The organism is Inhella proteolytica (assembly GCF_016093275.1).
Classification (GTDB): domain Bacteria; phylum Pseudomonadota; class Gammaproteobacteria; order Burkholderiales; family Burkholderiaceae_C; genus Inhella; species Inhella proteolytica.
Window position 1 is genome coordinate 1 of the sequence record NZ_JAEDAK010000011.1, and the last position, 13,728, is coordinate 13,728.

At 70.9% G+C, this 13,728-nt stretch carries 17 protein-coding genes and 1 pseudogene; 8 read left to right on the forward strand and 10 right to left on the reverse strand.

Going from position 1 to position 13,728, the window contains the following annotated elements; all coding sequences use genetic code 11:
• A pseudogene (locus tag I7X39_RS15370) lies at positions 1-770 on the reverse strand (hypothetical protein); the annotation flags it as partial.
• A gap of 50 nt (positions 771-820) precedes the next feature.
• Here I7X39_RS15370 and senB point away from each other — a divergent pair.
• The 3 genes from senB to I7X39_RS15385 are packed head-to-tail and all read left to right on the forward strand — an operon-like array spanning position 821 to position 3,219.
• A complete protein-coding gene (gene senB / locus I7X39_RS15375; RefSeq protein WP_198112043.1) occupies positions 821-1,795 on the forward strand; it encodes a selenoneine biosynthesis selenosugar synthase SenB in 975 nt (324 codons plus the stop codon).
• A gap of 26 nt (positions 1,796-1,821) precedes the next feature.
• Complete coding sequence (selD, locus tag I7X39_RS15380; RefSeq protein ID WP_198112044.1) at positions 1,822-2,862, forward strand: selenide, water dikinase SelD; 1,041 nt, start codon at positions 1,822-1,824, stop codon at positions 2,860-2,862.
• 33 nt (positions 2,863-2,895) lie between these two features.
• On the forward strand, positions 2,896-3,219 hold the full coding sequence (locus tag I7X39_RS15385; protein ID WP_198112045.1) for a hypothetical protein: 324 nt from the start codon (positions 2,896-2,898) through the stop codon (positions 3,217-3,219).
• Between the two features lie 3 nt (positions 3,220-3,222).
• Here the strand turns inward: I7X39_RS15385 and I7X39_RS15390 are convergent, their stop codons facing one another.
• Positions 3,223-3,576 carry an ankyrin repeat domain-containing protein gene (locus tag I7X39_RS15390; RefSeq protein ID WP_198112046.1) on the reverse strand — a complete coding sequence of 118 codons (354 nt, stop codon included), beginning with the start codon at positions 3,574-3,576 and terminating at the stop codon, positions 3,223-3,225.
• A 147-nt stretch (positions 3,577-3,723) separates the two neighbouring features.
• On the opposite strand from I7X39_RS15390, the gene I7X39_RS15395 reads away from it, so the two are divergent.
• Positions 3,724-4,086 (forward strand): DUF4124 domain-containing protein, encoded by a 363-nt coding sequence (locus I7X39_RS15395; RefSeq protein WP_198112047.1) that lies wholly within the window; start codon positions 3,724-3,726, stop codon positions 4,084-4,086.
• A gap of 31 nt (positions 4,087-4,117) precedes the next feature.
• Here I7X39_RS15395 and I7X39_RS15400 read toward each other — a convergent pair whose 3' ends face one another.
• The 6 genes from I7X39_RS15400 to I7X39_RS15425 form a co-directional block, all read right to left on the reverse strand.
• The gene (locus tag I7X39_RS15400; protein ID WP_198112048.1) at positions 4,118-4,399 is read right to left on the reverse strand and encodes a hypothetical protein; all 282 of its coding nucleotides are present in this window, start codon (positions 4,397-4,399) and stop codon (positions 4,118-4,120) included.
• A 17-nt stretch (positions 4,400-4,416) separates the two neighbouring features.
• Positions 4,417-5,436 (reverse strand): bifunctional nicotinamide-nucleotide adenylyltransferase/Nudix hydroxylase, encoded by a 1,020-nt coding sequence (locus I7X39_RS15405; RefSeq protein WP_198112049.1) that lies wholly within the window; start codon positions 5,434-5,436, stop codon positions 4,417-4,419.
• A gap of 128 nt (positions 5,437-5,564) precedes the next feature.
• Positions 5,565-6,110, reverse strand: a complete 546-nt coding sequence (locus I7X39_RS15410; RefSeq protein ID WP_232351984.1) for a 2OG-Fe(II) oxygenase — start codon at positions 6,108-6,110, stop codon at positions 5,565-5,567.
• 5 nt (positions 6,111-6,115) lie between these two features.
• Positions 6,116-7,828, reverse strand: a complete 1,713-nt coding sequence (locus I7X39_RS15415; protein ID WP_198112050.1) for an NAD+ synthase — start codon at positions 7,826-7,828, stop codon at positions 6,116-6,118.
• Positions 7,822-9,021: a nicotinate phosphoribosyltransferase gene (pncB, locus tag I7X39_RS15420; RefSeq protein WP_198112051.1), complete on the reverse strand. Its 1,200-nt coding sequence runs from the start codon at positions 9,019-9,021 to the stop codon at positions 7,822-7,824. The genes I7X39_RS15415 and pncB overlap by 7 nt, the downstream gene beginning before the upstream one ends.
• Before the next feature lie 2 nt (positions 9,022-9,023).
• Entirely contained in the window at positions 9,024-9,857 is an 834-nt protein-coding gene (locus I7X39_RS15425; protein WP_198112052.1) for a cysteine hydrolase family protein, read from the reverse strand.
• 135 nt (positions 9,858-9,992) lie between these two features.
• On the opposite strand from I7X39_RS15425, the gene I7X39_RS15430 reads away from it, so the two are divergent.
• A complete protein-coding gene (locus tag I7X39_RS15430) occupies positions 9,993-10,676 on the forward strand; it encodes an NUDIX hydrolase (protein WP_310739933.1) in 684 nt (227 codons plus the stop codon).
• Between the two features lie 70 nt (positions 10,677-10,746).
• The gene (locus I7X39_RS15435; protein WP_198112054.1) at positions 10,747-11,343 is read left to right on the forward strand and encodes a hypothetical protein; all 597 of its coding nucleotides are present in this window, start codon (positions 10,747-10,749) and stop codon (positions 11,341-11,343) included.
• A 31-nt stretch (positions 11,344-11,374) separates the two neighbouring features.
• Here I7X39_RS15435 and I7X39_RS15440 read toward each other — a convergent pair whose 3' ends face one another.
• On the reverse strand, positions 11,375-11,629 hold the full coding sequence (locus tag I7X39_RS15440) for a VF530 family protein (RefSeq protein WP_375140796.1): 255 nt from the start codon (positions 11,627-11,629) through the stop codon (positions 11,375-11,377).
• A 64-nt stretch (positions 11,630-11,693) separates the two neighbouring features.
• Between I7X39_RS15440 and I7X39_RS15445 the strand changes: the two genes are divergently transcribed.
• Both I7X39_RS15445 and I7X39_RS15450 read left to right on the forward strand, forming a co-directional pair.
• Positions 11,694-11,984 carry a hypothetical protein gene (locus tag I7X39_RS15445; protein WP_198112056.1) on the forward strand — a complete coding sequence of 97 codons (291 nt, stop codon included), beginning with the start codon at positions 11,694-11,696 and terminating at the stop codon, positions 11,982-11,984.
• A 135-nt stretch (positions 11,985-12,119) separates the two neighbouring features.
• Positions 12,120-13,442 (forward strand): M48 family metallopeptidase, encoded by a 1,323-nt coding sequence (locus tag I7X39_RS15450; RefSeq protein ID WP_198112057.1) that lies wholly within the window; start codon positions 12,120-12,122, stop codon positions 13,440-13,442.
• On the opposite strand, the gene I7X39_RS15455 is transcribed toward I7X39_RS15450, so the two are convergent.
• Positions 13,439-13,723 (reverse strand): hypothetical protein, encoded by a 285-nt coding sequence (locus I7X39_RS15455; RefSeq protein ID WP_198112058.1) that lies wholly within the window; start codon positions 13,721-13,723, stop codon positions 13,439-13,441. The two genes, I7X39_RS15450 and I7X39_RS15455, sit on opposite strands and share 4 nt — an antisense overlap.
• Positions 13,724-13,728: the final 5 nt, after the last annotated feature.

Here is a 13,728-nt window from a genome sequence, read left to right on the forward strand (position 1 = left end):
CGCGCCGCCTCGGCCGCCGCCACGCGCTGCGCCTCGCGCCGCTCGGCTTCGCGGCGCAGCGCCTGCGCCCGCTCGGCCTCCTGGCGGGCCGCGGCCTGCGCGGCCTCCCGTGCCAAGCGCTCAGCGTCCTCAATCGGCAGCGCCGGCCCCCGCCAGGCCAGCGCTGACGGCGGGCGCAGGGCCTGCAGCGGCAAGGGCGCCAGCCGGGCCAGCGGCAGCACACGCAGCCGGCGTGGGGCCTCGGCGCGCTCCACCGTCAGCACGCCCAGGGTCGGCTCCGGTTCGGCGGGCTGTGCGGCAGGTTCCGCCGGCGCCTCTGCGGGCTGGGCGGGTGCGGGCGCTGTCGGGGTCGGCTGCGCGGGGGCGGGTTCGGGCTTGGGCTCGACCTGCGGCACCGCGGCGGTGCGCGGCACGCTGACCTCGAAGGCCTCGGCGGGCGGCGCACCCGGTTCCGGCAGGGCCAGCGGCGTGGGCTCGGGGGGCGCAGGCGGCAATGGAGCCGCCGCTGCCGGCGAGATGGGTGCCGGCGGGGGCAGCACCAGCTCCAGCTCCGGCACCTCCACGCGCCGCTCCTGCCAAGGCAGCTGGAAGCCGGGCAGCCCCGGGCCCAGACCGCCCAGGCTCAGGCTGGCCAGCAGCAGATGCACCCCCAGCGAACCCAGAAGCGCCAGGCTGAGGCGCCGCTGTTCCGCGCGCGGCCAGGCATCGCCGCCTTGGGCCGCGGCCACGGGCAGCGGACCAAAAAAGCTCGGGCTCGGCGAAGACGGCATGGCGCGAGAGGGGGCGGGCGGGGGGCGGCGACACTGCCGAGGCCCGCATCATGCCCAAGCTAACCCTCGTCACCCCCGCACCGGCCGATGTGCACAACGGCAACGCGCAGACGGCCGAGCGCTATGCGCGCCTGCTGGCGCCGGAGCACCGCGTGGACCTGCGCACGCAGTGGCGCCCCGGCGACCCGGCCGGCGCGCTGCTGATCGCCCTGCACGCGCGCCGCTCGGCCGCCAGCATCGCCGCCTGGCCGGTGCAGCAGCCGCTGCTGCTGGTGCTGACCGGCACCGACCTCTACCGCGACCTTGCCGCCGGCGATGCCGACACCCGCGCCAGCCTGGCGCGCGCCGATGCCCTGGTGCTGCTGAACCGGCTGGCGCCGCAGGCCCTGCCGCTGGCCTGGCGGGCCAAGGCCCGGGTGATCCTGCAAAGCTGCGCGGCCCGCGCTGGCGGGCCGCGGCCCCGGCGGCATCTGCGTGCGGTGGTGGTCGGCCATCTGCGCGCCGAGAAGGACCCTGCCACCCTGTTCGAGGCCGTGCGCCGCCTGGACCCGCAGGCCGGCATCCACATCGACCACCTGGGCGCCGCCCTGGACCCGGCGCTGGGCCGCGCCGCCCAGGCGCTGATGCGCGAAGCACCGCATTACCGCTGGCTGGGTGCGCGCCCGCATGGCGAGGCGCGGGCGCGCATCGCGCGCGCCAACCTGCTCGTGCACCCCAGCCGCATGGAGGGCGGCGCCCATGTGCTGATCGAGGCGCTGCGCTCGGGCACACCGGTGCTGGCCTCGCGCGTGGACGGCAACCTGGGCCTGCTGGGCAGCGACTGGCCGTTGCTGTTCGAGCCCGGCGACGCCCCCGCGCTGGCCGCGCCGCTGCAGCAGCTGCGCCAGCAGCCGCAGATCCTCGACCGCCTGGCGCCGCAGGTGCAGGCGCTTGCCGCCGACTTCGAGCCCGCGCGCGAGCGCGCCGCCCTGCAAGCCCTGGTGGCGCAACTGCTGGCGGGCGCGGCACGCGGGCCGGCTTCCTAAACTGCGGCCCTGTTCAAGGAGAGCCCGTGACCGAACCCCGCCTCACCTCCCTCAGCCACGGCGGTGGCTGCGGCTGCAAGATCGCCCCCGGCCTGCTGAGCGAGATCCTGAAGGGCAGCACCGCGCTGCCCGTGCCGCCGGAGCTGCTGGTCGGCATCGAGACCGCCGACGATGCCGCCGTCTACAAGCTGAACGACGAGCAGGCCCTGATCGCGACGACGGACTTCTTCATGCCCATCGTCGACGACCCCTTCGACTTCGGCCGCATCGCCGCCACCAATGCCATCAGCGATGTCTACGCCATGGGCGGCCGGCCCATCCTCGCGCTGGCCATCGTCGGCATGCCGATCGCCCAGCTCTCCACCCAGACCATCGGCCGCATCCTCGAAGGCGGCGCCTCGGTCTGCCGCGCCGCCGGCATCCCGATCGCAGGCGGCCACACCATCGATTCGGTCGAGCCCATTTACGGCCTGGTGGCGCTGGGCCTGGTGCACCCGAGCCGCGTCAAGCGCAATGCCGATGCGCGGGCCGGCGACCTGCTGGTGCTGGGCAAGCCGCTGGGCGTGGGCGTGTACTCGGCCGCGCTCAAGAAAGAGCAGCTGGATGCCGCCGGCTACGCCGAGATGATTGGCGCGACGACCAAGCTCAACACCCCGGGGCCGGAACTCGCGGCCATCGAAGGCGTGCACGCGCTCACCGACGTGACGGGCTTCGGCCTGGCCGGCCACGCGCTGGAACTGGCCCGCGGTGCGGGCCTGGGCGTGGAGATCGACTGGCCCGCCGTGCCCCTGCTGCCGGGCGTGCGCGAACTGGCCGCGCGCGGCTTCGTCACCGGCGCCAGCGGGCGCAACTGGGCGGCCTATGGCGCCGAGGTCGAGCTGCCCGCCGGCTTCGACCCCGTGGACCGCGCCCTGCTGAGCGACCCCCAGACCAGCGGCGGCCTGCTGGTGAGCTGCAGCGCCGCGGCCCTGCCCGCCGTGCAGGCCTGCTTCGCCGCCCAGGGTTTTGCGCAGGCCGCGGTGGTCGGGCGCATCATCGAGGGCCGCGGCCTGAGGCTGCGTGCCTGAACGACTGCGGGCCCCAGGCCCCTGGAGAACGCCATGCTGAAGGGGCTGATCGTGATCGTGCTGCTCGCGGGCGGCTTCTGGCTGTGGCGCCGCGCGCGGCGCGCGGCCACACCGGCAGCGCCGGGCGACCGCCTTCGCCGCCGCGGCGCCAGCCGGCGCGATGACATCGACAGCGTGCCCGCCTACTCCTCGGCGAGCAGCGGCAGCGCCTTCGCCTTTGGCAGCGACGCCGGCGACAGCCGCCCGCGCTGTGGCGACGGCGGCTCCGACGGCGGTTCGGACAGCAGCTCGAACGGTGGCGGCAGCTGCGACAGCGGCGGCGGTAGCGACAGCAGCAGTAGCAGCAGCAGCGACTGAGCCTCAGCCCCCGCCGAACAGGCGGCGCCAGCGCGCCCGCGGTGCAGGTGCCGGCCGCGCCCAGCGCCGCGCCGGATCCAGCCGCAGCGCCAGCGCCTCATGCCCACCCTGCCAGGCCGCCTGGGCCGGGTTCAGGCCATCGGCCTCGGAGTGCAAATCGGGGCGGGCGCCGAACGCCAGCAGCAGCTCGGCCGCCGCCAGCTGCCCCTTCAGGATGGCCGCCACCAGGGCCGTGGCCAGGTACTCGGGGTGCGCGAAGTTCGGGTCCACGCCGCGCTCCAGGTGGTAGCGCAGCAGCTCCAAGTCACCGTCTTCGGCGGCGCCGAACATCTCTTTCCAGTTGCCACCGTCGGGCATGGGCCGGGCTCCAGGTTCGCGGGGGCGCCAGTGTGCCGTGCGCGGGTCCGGGGCCCCAAAGATCAGGGGGTGGCGCGCCGCCGGCGCGGTGCCACGGCGTGCGCACAATGCCGCCGCCCGGCCGACCGGGCAGGGAGGAAGAACACGATGAGGATTCGCTTGTGGGTGGCGCTGGCGCTGCTGGTGGTGGGCGGCATGGCACTGCTGGTGGGCATCGGCCCGGCGGGTTGGTCGCCGCTGCGCCTGCCGCAGGCGCCGAAGCTGCCGAGCCTGCCCGGCAAGGACGCCAGCCAGGTGCACAAGTGCCGCGGCTCCGACGGCCAGCTGCTCTACAGCACCGAGCCCTGCCCCAAGGGCCAGCGGTCCGAACCCCTGGGCGGCCAGCTGAACGTGGTGCCCGCCACGCCGCTGCCCCAGGCGCCGGCCAGCAGCGTGCTGCGTCAGCTGAACGACCCGGCCGAGGCTGCGGCGCTGCGCGAGAAGCGCATGGAGAAGGCCATCCAGCCGTGAAGCCGCGGGCCCTCACGGGTCTCACGGGTCGCTAGCTCCGCCGGCGCTTCCGCCACTGCAAGACGGTGATCAGCAGCGCCGCCAAAAACAGCCCTCCCAGCACCGGCAGGCCCGTCTGCACCCAGACCATGACGGTGGTCAGCAGCCAGCCGGGCAGTTCCACACCCGGCGTGCAGGTGCCTCCACCGCCAAAGCTCAGGCAGCTTTGGGAGAACGCCCGGGCCGCCAGCACCCAGCTGCCCGCGCCGATGGCGAAGGCCAGCCACCAGCGTCCGGGGCGCTCCCAGGGCGTCCAGCCGTCTGCCGGCGCCACGGTCGGTCCTGCCTCTTTCAACGCGTCAGCCCCAGGAAACGGTCCAGCATGTGGAAGTGGTCGTCGAAGAACTGGTCTTCCATGCCGGCCAGCTCGGCAATCGGCACCCAGCGCGCCGCGCTGGCGTCGTCGGCGGCGCGCAGCTCGGGCAGTTCGCGCTCGCCCAGGTCGAAGTAATGCGCGTGCGTGACGGTGCGGCCGCGCTGGCTGCGGTCAGGGTGGTCGAACACCGCCACCTCTTTGAGCGCACGCGCCAGGGTGTCGGGCAGCAGGCGCAGGCTGGTCTCTTCTTCCAGCTCGCGCAGCGCCGACTGGTAGAGCGTGTCGCGCGGCTCCAGAAAGCCACCCGGCAGCGCCCACAGGCCCTGGCCCGGGTCCTGCCCGCGCTGGATCAGCAGCACATGGTTCGAGCAGCGCAGCACCGCGTCCACAGTGACGAACACCGGCGCATAGGGCGCGGCCGCCCAGGCCTGGCGATAGGTCTTCAGCATGGCCCACTCGCGCTTCAGCGCGGCCAGGTAGGGCAGGCGCGCCCAGGCCTGCACGAAGGCGCGCGTGCTCGGGGGCACCTGGTCCACCCAGCTGGCCAGCGTGGCGTCCAGGTCCTCGGTTTCAAAGAGTGCCGCGCGCAGGTCGGTGGCATCGACGCGGTGCTGGCGCGGCAGGCTGAGCAGCTGCCAGGGCGCGAAGCGGCGCAGGTAGTCGCTGGTGGCGTCCTTGAAGTGGCCCACCAGCAAGGCCTCGCTCTTGCCTGTGGCCGCTTGGACGCCAGCGCGAACGGCCTCGACCCAGCGGGCTTCGTCGTACAGGTCGCGCAGCGGCAGGAACCCGACCCGCGCGCGCTCGGCTTCCGGCAGCGCGAGCTTGACCATCTCGGCGCGCTCCTGCCAGCTGAAAGGGTGGCGCGGCGAACGCGCCTGGTGGGCCGAACCCAGCACCACGATGACGCGCTCGGCCTTTTGCAGGGCTTGCTGCAGCAGGGCGAGGTGGCCGTTGTGGAGGGGTTGGAAGCGGCCGATGAGGACGGCGGTGTTCATGGTCGTTCTGCTTTCGAGTGGATGTTCCGTTTCGACAGACCCCGCAGGGGCTTCACCCCTGCGGGCTCTTACGACCTCCGCCTCAAAGCGGCGAGTGAAAACGGCGTGCTGGCTCATCGAGGCTCCTTTCAACTGACGCTTGGGCCGTAAAGCAGATCGGAACGCAGCACGTACTTGGTGCCCTCGACAAGGTTCGCGCCCTCATGCCAGGTGTCGTGCACGAAGAGCAGCCCCATGCCGGCCTCACCATGAATGGCGAACTCGCGGAAATCCGTCTCTCCCCCTTGGTAGCCGTGAGTCAGATAGATCAGCACCGTCAGCTTGCTGGTGTGTCCGGCCTCGTGCCACGGACCATCCTTGTGCATCTTGAAGCGTTGGCCGGGTCGGTAGCGGTAAAAGCGCAGTGCCTTGGGTAGGCCAATCGGCACCTGCCCGTCAAGCTCAGGCAAGGGCAGCGCCCGCAGACGCCCCCAAATGCGCGCCACCCAGACGGGATCCTCGAACATCGCCCGATCGTTGTTGCGGATTTGGGGCATTGCCACAGGACCTTCCGCGGTCCGCACACCGGCCGGTTCAAAGCCAACTGCCTCGGCCAGCGCCACCAACTCGTCACACTCGCGAGCATTCAACAGGTCCGGCACCGTGCAGACGCGCTCGCCATGCCAGCGCAGCAAGCCACTCACTCAAACACCCCCGGCACCCGCGCCGCAATCGGCATCTGCCTCCCCTGCCCGAAGGCCCGCGAACGCAGCCGGATGATGGGCGGCGCCTGGCGGCGCTTGTATTCGCTGCGGTGGATCATGCGCGCCACCTTCTCGATCAAAGCCCGCCCTTCGGCGGTGGCCTTGAGCGCATCGAACTGCGCAAACGCAGCGGCGCGTTCCCACGCGGCCAGGCGCTCGCCTTCGATCAGCACCTTCAGCACCTCATCCAGCACCGGGTAGGGCGGCAGCGAGTCGCTGTCCTTCTGCCCCGGCGCCAGCTCGGCCGAGGGCTCTTTCTCGATGATGGCCACGGGAATCAACTCGCGCCCGGCCGCTTCGTTCAGATGGCGCGAGAGCGCGAACACCTCGGTCTTGAACAGGTCGCCGATGAGCCCGAGGCCGCCGTTGGTGTCGCCGTACAGCGTGCAGTAGCCCACCGAGACCTCGCTCTTGTTGCCAGTGGTCAGCAGCAAATGGCCGCGCGCGTTCGAGAAGGCCATCAGCGTGGTGCCACGCACGCGCGCCTGCAGGTTCTCCAGCGTCAGGCCCTGCATGGGCTGGCCGAAGCTTTCCGCGAACTGCGCCTTGAAAGCCTCGACCGCGCCTTTGATCGGGTGGTTCAGCAGCTCGATGCCGAGGTTGCGGCAGAGCGCCTCCGAGTCCGTCACCGAGCCGCTGGACGAGAAGCTCGAGGGCATGGTGATGCCGACCACGTTCTGCGGCCCGAGCGCCTCGGCGGCCAGGGCGAGCGTGAGTGCGCTGTCGATGCCGCCCGAGCTGCCCACCACCGCCTGCGTGAAGCCGCAGCGGCGCGCGTAGTCGCGCAGGCCCAGCACGATTTGCGCGCGGTAGAAGGCCATCGGGCTCAGGCCTTCCGGCACCGGGCGCGGCAGACGCGCACCGCCGGGCTCCAGGAAGCGGCCGTTCTCGAAGCGCAGCGTGCGCACGGATTCGGCAAAGCGCTCGGCCTCGAACACCACGCCGGCCTCGGGTTCGACGGCGAAGCTGGCGCCGTCGTAGACCAGCTGGTCGTGCCCGCCCACATGGTTGACGTAGAGCAGGGGCAGGCCGTGGCGGCGGCTGGCGGCGGCAAAGATCTGGTGGCGCTGCTCGCGCTTGCCGATGTTGCTGGGGCTGGCGTTGATGCTGACCACCAGCTCGGGCGCGGCGTCGCGCAGGCGCTCGAAGGGGTTGACGCGGTAGTCCGCACCCTCGTCGTTCCAGCCGTCCTCGCAGATCAGCAGGCCGATTTGGGTATTGCCCAGGCGCAGCACCTTGGCCACGTCCGGGCCGGGCTCGAAGTGGCGGCGCTCGTCGAAGATGTTGTAGGTGGGCAGCAGCTGCTTGGCGTAGCGCAGCAGCACCTCGCCATCCTTCAGCACCAGCAGGCCGTTCTCCAGCTTCTTGCCGGGCCCCGTGCGCTCCAGCGGCGCACCGAACACCCAGGCCAGGCCGGGCAGTTCTGCCGAGGCACGCTGCAGCGTCGCCAGCCCCTGCTGCACCTGGCGCAGGAAGGCGGGCTCGTCGAGCAGGTCACCGGGGTAGTAGCCCCCTACCGCCAGCTCGGGGAAGACGATCAGCTGCGAGCCCTCGCGCGCCGCCTGCTGCGCGGCTTCGACCATGCGGGCCACGTTGCCGGGCACGTCGCCGACGGTGAGGTTGAGTTGGGCGATGGTGAGGTTCAGCATGGCTGGACTCCAAACACCTGGCGCAGGTAGGCCAGGAAGGTCTCGTCCTCGCACAGGGTCTTGCCGGGCGAGTCGCTCAGCTTGGCCACCGGCTGGCCGTTGGCGTGCGTCAGCTTCATCACGATGTTCAAGGGCTTGGGCCCGAGGTCGTTGCTCAGGTGCGTGCCGATGCCGAAGCCCAGCTGCACGCGGTCGGCAAAGTGGCGGTAGAGCTCGATAGCCTTGTCGACGGTGAGCCCGTCGCTGAACACCAGGCGCTTGGTGTGGGCGTCGATGCGCAGCTTGGCGTAGTGCGCCAGCGCCAGTTCGCCCCACCACACGGGGTCGCCGCTGTCGTGGCGCAGGCCGTCGAAGAGCTTGGCGAAGTAGAGGTCGAAGTCGGCCAGGAAGGCTTGCATGCCCACCACATCGGTGAGCGCCGTGCCCAGGTCGCCGCGGTACTCCTGCACCCAGTCCTCCAGTGCGGCCTTTTGCGAATCGCGCAGGCGCACGGTGCCCAGCGCCTGGAAGGTCTGCAGGTACTCATGCGCCATGGTGCCGATGGGCACCAGGCCCAGCTCCTTGGCCAGCAGCACGTTGCTGGTGCCCTTGAAGTGCTGCGGCAGCGCATCGCGCAGGCGCTCCACCACCTCGCGCTGCCAGCCGCCCGAGAAGCGCCGGCGCAGGCCGAAGTCGAACAGCTCGAAGGGGTGGCGGTAGGCAGCGGCCGCGGGGGCAAAGGCCTGCAGCGCGTCGATCTTGGCGGCCAGGCGGCGGCCACCCTCGGCGCGCACTTCGGGGTTGTCGAAGCGGCGGAAGTAGAGCTCGTTGACGATGGCCAGCACCGGGATCTCGAAGCCCATCACATGCACCTGCGGGCCCTTGGCGACGATGCGCAGCAGCTCCCCTTCCGCACGCACCTCAATGAAATCCCGCTGGAAGCGGAAGATGCGCAGGAAGTCGACGAAGTCGCTCTTCATGAAGCGCAGGCCGCGCAGGTAGGCCAGCTCGTCGGCGCGGAAGCTCAAGGCGCACAGCGCATCCAGCTCGCGTTCCACATCGGCCTGCAGTTCGGCCAGCGGGTAGGCCGGCTGGTTGCGGCAGACGAAGTGGTACTCGGCCTGCGTCTCGGGGTGGCGATGCAGCAGGGTCTGCCACATCGTGAACTTGTAGAGGTCGGTGTCCAGCAGGCTGGTGATGACGGGGTTCGACATGCTCAGACCTCGGTGCTGAGGGCCAGTTGCACGCCCTGCGCGCGCATGGCCTCGAAGAACTCGGCCTGCTGGGCCTCGAAGCCGGTGACGGGGCTGATGCAGTCGGTCAGCAGCACCAGCTTGTCCAGCTTGCGCGAGGGCAGATGCGCGGCCAGGTGCTCGACGGTGGCGCGCACACAGTGGCTGCCGGCCTCGCCGGCGATCAGCACGCGGTCAAAGCGGTCCAGCTCGGCCAGCAGAGTGGCGTTCAGCGTGGTGCGCACATCGCTCGGGTCGGGCACCTCGGCCTGCAGCGCGCTGTAGTGCTCGGTCCAGGGGTTTTCGCCCTTGGTGACGATGGCCACCGAGCGCCCCTGCGCATCGGCCCAGGCATCCAGCGCGGCCTGCAGGCCGGCGTGCACGGTGTGGCCCCAGGTGCCCATCTGGCAGTGCACCGGCCACACCATCAGCGTGTAGCGGCCGCTGGCCTCCAGCGCGTCCAGGTAGGCCAGCACGCGCTCCAGCGCCTGGGCGTCGCGCGGGCGAAAAGCCCCGGCGCGCACCTGCGCGGCGGTGATGGGCGTGAACGGTGCCGGGGTGTGGCCGGCCAGATCGCGCCAGAAGCCGGGGTGGGCCACGTCGATGCGGTGGTGCGAATCCAGCGTCACCGTGATGGCGTCCAGCTTCGCGCCCAGGCGCTGCACCAGCGCGGCGGCGCGCAGCAGGTCGGCATGGGCTCCCGTCACCGGCAGCGCGGGTTGCAGGGGTTCTTCGCCTGGCATGGCGTGCGGCCGCCAGTTCTCGGGCAGGTCGCAGAAGTCGTTCTGCGGGTCGATCAGCAGCAGATGCGTGTGCATGGTCTTCGTCCTTTTCGTCTGTGTGCGTGCCATCCTAAGCCTGTTAATTGCACTTTGCAATTAACAAGACTTGATGCCGACCGCAGCCCCCGTGAATGGGTGCACGACCCGACCACGGGCGCTATCCTTGCTTCGGTGAACCGCACAACAAACTCCGAGAGCAAGCTGATCTGCACCGTGGACGTGGTGCTGCTGACCCTGCACGAGGGCCAGCTCCAGGTGCTGCTATTGAAGCGCGAACGCGAGCCCTTTGCCGGCGCCCTCGCCCTGCCTGGGGGGTATGTGCACGAGCAGGAGGACCAGGACTGCGCCGACGCCGCCCAGCGCGTGCTGCGCGACAAGCTCGGCCTGCAGAGCCCCTACCTGGAGCAGCTGGCCAGCTTCAGCGGCCCCGGGCGCGACCCGCGCGGCTGGTCGGTCTCGGTCGCCTACTTCGCCCTGGTGCCCGCGCTGGAGGCCCTGCCGGCCGGCGCGCAGTGGCGCCCCGTGGACAAGCTGCCCACCCTGCCCTTCGACCACGGCGCCATCGTGACTACCGCGCTGGAGCGGGTGCGCAACAAGAGCCAGTACTCGTCGCTGCCCGTGCACCTCTGCCCCGAGCCCTTCACGCTGCCGCAGCTGCAGGCGGTGTACGAGGCCCTGCTGGGCGAGCCGATCAACCCGGTGAGCTTCCGCCGCAAGATGGAGGAACTGGATGCGATTGAGGCGATCCCCGGCGCCAAGAGCAGCGGCGGGGCGCATCGGCCGGCGCAGCTGTATCGGGTGCGGGAGGGGTTTCGGGAGCGGTTGCGGGTGGTGGGACGGGGGTTGAAGGCGTGACAGTGCGCGCAAATGGAAAGTTTGGATCCGCGCAGGTTTTGCTGCGACCCGGCGCAGAAGGAAACATTGCGTGAATCTGATTCTGGAGAAGACGACCCATCCGCCCTACTTCACCAATATGCGCTGGACGCTCGACGCCATGAATCTGAAGGCCGCAGCGTTCGACTGGTACGTGAGGGAGATCGAAGCCAACTGCGGCGAGTCCGTCTTTTCGGATGCCGATCGCTGGGTGGACGGCGATGAACTGCAGCGCGTGCTGGAAACGCATGAGATCCAGTTCATATGGGGTGTGTTCAGCGCCTTCCCGAAGGGCCAGCGCCTCGACCTTCAAGACTTGAAGGGCGCTCCCAGCGATGGGCGCCCGTGGACCCGCGATCCACTGACCGATCCACTGCCCGGAGCCCTCTTTGAAATTGAGTGCTTTGACGGTGGCGCGACCCTGCTGATCGGCGTGCCGGATGAGGCGGGACGCTGCTTCTGCAAGGCTTTTCCAGATGCTCGCCCGCTGTCCAGTTCCGATTGGCAGCAAGGCTCACAGCAAGACGCCGACTGGGATGACCTGGTCACAGCCCGCGCCGAGCGGATCGAGCAGGGTGGCCCCACGCTGAGCCTGGATGAGCTGAAGTCCCTCGGACACTGGCGGAAGTCCTCGCAGAAGTCGCGCTGAACCGCCCATTGCCTCAGCGGTCGGACCGGCATCAGCCCCGCCGCCGCTCCCGCAACATGAACAAGTAGAGCCCCTCCACCTTCTCCCGCGCCCAGGGCGTCTTGCGCAGCACCTTCAGGCTGGAGTTGATGCTGGGCTCCTGGCTGAAGCAGCGCAGCGCGATGCGTTCGCTCAGGCCCTGCCAGCCGTACTCGGCGACCAGCTCGGTCAGGATCTTTTCCAGCGTCATACCGTGCAGGGGGTTGCGCGGCTGTGGGGTGGGGGTCGGGTCGCTCATCGGCGCCATGCTGCCTCAAGTGGCGGCAGGCGGTGGCCGCGATGATGCGGCCCCCCTCGCTTCCACCCCCATGATGAGCCGCCTGCTGAAGTTACTGACCCCGCTGCTGGCGCTGGCCGCCCTGCACAGCGCCCCCGCGCAGGCCGCCGTGAGCGTGCAGTACTACAACCGCGACAGCCAGATCCACATCTGGGAAGCCTGGTGCGGCGGCAGCCGCTACAGCGTGCGCTTCGATGCCAATGCCTCGGGCACCACCACGATTCCGGGCGAAGGCCCCTGCAGGGTGAAGACGCCGCATGGCGAGGTGCGCCTGGGTCAGGGCGCGCACATCGAGATCAAGGACGGCAAGATCCGGATCCAGTAGCAGCCAGCGCTCGGCGGCCCGGCCCGGGTTGCAGCTGGTGCAGCCCAAAGCACCATCCGTCGCACAGCGCCGCGGCGCCCGGGCGCGCTCCGCAAGACTGCCGGCCCTCTGCACCATGCGCCCCGCGCCGCCGCCATGAAACCCCTGCGTTTGCTTGCCGCCTTGCTCGCCCCGCTGCTCCTGTTGCTGCTGTGCCTGGCCGGCCCCGCGCGGGCCGACGAGGGGCCGGACCCGAAGGCGCCCATCGCCGTGGCGCCGGTGGACGACGCCTGGCGTGCCGCCCTGCCGCGTGACGCCCAGCTCGCCACCCAGGCCTATCTGGACCGGCTGGCCCCGGCCGCCGTGCAGCGCGCCAACCAGTACGAGGAAGGCGGCTACTGGCTGCAGCTGGCGGAGTTCCTGCTCGGCCTGGGGGTGGCGGCGCTGATGCTGGGCGGGCGCCGTTCGGCGCGGGTGCGCGACTGGACGCAGCGCGTGGGCCGCCGGCCCCTTTTCCGCGACGGCCTGTACGGCGCCGTGTACGGCTTCAGCGCCGCAGTACTGATGCTGCCGCTGCGCTTCTACCAAGGCCATGTGCGCGAGCACGCCTATGGCATGTCCACCCAAAGCGTGGGCGCCTGGTGGGGCGAGTGGGCCATCGGCCTGGGCCTCGAAGCCCTGGGCGCGGCCCTGGTGGTGGCGCTGCTGTATGCGGTGATCCGGCGCGCCGGCGCGCACTGGTGGCTCTGGGGCACGGCCCTGTGCGGCGGCCTGCTGGCGCTGCTGCTGCTGGTGCACCCGGTGTGGATCGCACCGCTCTTCAACACCTACACCCCGCTCGAACCCGGGCCGGTGCGCAGCGCAGTGCTGGCGATGGCGCAGGCCAATGGCGTGCCCACGGCCGAGGTCTACACCTTCGACGCCTCGCGCCAGACGCAGCGCATCAGCGCCAACGTCAGCGGTCTGGGCAGCTCGGCCCAGGTGCGGCTGAACGACAACCTGCTCAAGCGCACTTCACTGCCCGAGATCCGCGCGGTGATGGGCCACGAGCTCGGTCACTACGTGCTGAACCACGGTCTGAAGATGCTGATGCAGTTCACGCTGCTGATCCTGTTCGGCTTCCTGTTCTGCCAATGGGCGCTGAGCCGCCTGTTCGCCCACTTCGGCGCGCGCTGGGGCACGCAGGCGGTGGGCGATGTGGCCAGCCTGCCGCTGCTGGCCGCGGTGTTCTCGTTCTTCATGCTGCTGGCCACGCCGGTGTTCAACACCATCGTGCGCACGCAGGAAATCGAGGCCGACCGCTTCGGCCTGAACCTGGCCCGCGACCCGCACGGCTTTGCCGAGGCGATGCTGAAGCTGGCCGACTACCGCAAGCCCGACCCCGGCGCGCTGGAAGAGTTCGTGTTCTTCCACCACCCGAGCGCCCGCCACCGCATCCATGACGCGATGCGCTGGCGCGAGGCGATGGGGACGCCCTAAGCCCTGCCCATGCCGCTGCTGGCTGGCGGCGCCGGCTGCACGGCCTGGCCGCTGTCCGGCGGGCCCAGCACCCAGGGCGAGGCGGCCTGCTGGGCATGCAGGTACAGCCAGGCGGCCAGGCCGAGCAGCAAGGCCAGCAGCAGCAGGCCGGCCAGGCGGCGCCACAGGCTGACGGGCGCGCGCCGCGAGGGCAGGCCGCGCGGCCTCAGGGGTTCGCGGGCACGGCGGCGGTGGATCTCGTGATCCTCCTGCCAGGGGTTGGAAGTGCGTTGCGGGTCCATGCGGA

Excerpts from the sequence above, each read along its gene's own strand:
- I7X39_RS15445 (WP_198112056.1), top strand. The coding sequence starts at position 11,694 with ATGAGCCGCCTGCTGAAGTTACTGACCCCGCTGCTGGCGCTGGCCGCC.
- I7X39_RS15395 (WP_198112047.1), top strand. The coding sequence starts at position 3,724 with ATGAGGATTCGCTTGTGGGTGGCGCTGGCGCTGCTGGTGGTGGGCGGC.
- senB (WP_198112043.1), top strand. The coding sequence starts at position 821 with ATGCCCAAGCTAACCCTCGTCACCCCCGCACCGGCCGATGTGCACAAC.
- I7X39_RS15455 (WP_198112058.1), bottom strand. The coding sequence starts at position 13,723 with ATGGACCCGCAACGCACTTCCAACCCCTGGCAGGAGGATCACGAGATC.
- I7X39_RS15415 (WP_198112050.1), bottom strand. The coding sequence starts at position 7,828 with ATGCTGAACCTCACCATCGCCCAACTCAACCTCACCGTCGGCGACGTG.
- pncB (WP_198112051.1), bottom strand. The coding sequence starts at position 9,021 with ATGTCGAACCCCGTCATCACCAGCCTGCTGGACACCGACCTCTACAAG.
- I7X39_RS15405 (WP_198112049.1), bottom strand. The coding sequence starts at position 5,436 with ATGAACACCGCCGTCCTCATCGGCCGCTTCCAACCCCTCCACAACGGC.
- I7X39_RS15385 (WP_198112045.1), top strand. The coding sequence starts at position 2,896 with ATGCTGAAGGGGCTGATCGTGATCGTGCTGCTCGCGGGCGGCTTCTGG.
- I7X39_RS15440 (WP_375140796.1), bottom strand. The coding sequence starts at position 11,629 with ATGGCGCCGATGAGCGACCCGACCCCCACCCCACAGCCGCGCAACCCC.
- I7X39_RS15390 (WP_198112046.1), bottom strand. The coding sequence starts at position 3,576 with ATGCCCGACGGTGGCAACTGGAAAGAGATGTTCGGCGCCGCCGAAGAC.
- I7X39_RS15425 (WP_198112052.1), bottom strand. The coding sequence starts at position 9,857 with ATGCACACGCATCTGCTGCTGATCGACCCGCAGAACGACTTCTGCGAC.
- I7X39_RS15450 (WP_198112057.1), top strand. The coding sequence starts at position 12,120 with ATGAAACCCCTGCGTTTGCTTGCCGCCTTGCTCGCCCCGCTGCTCCTG.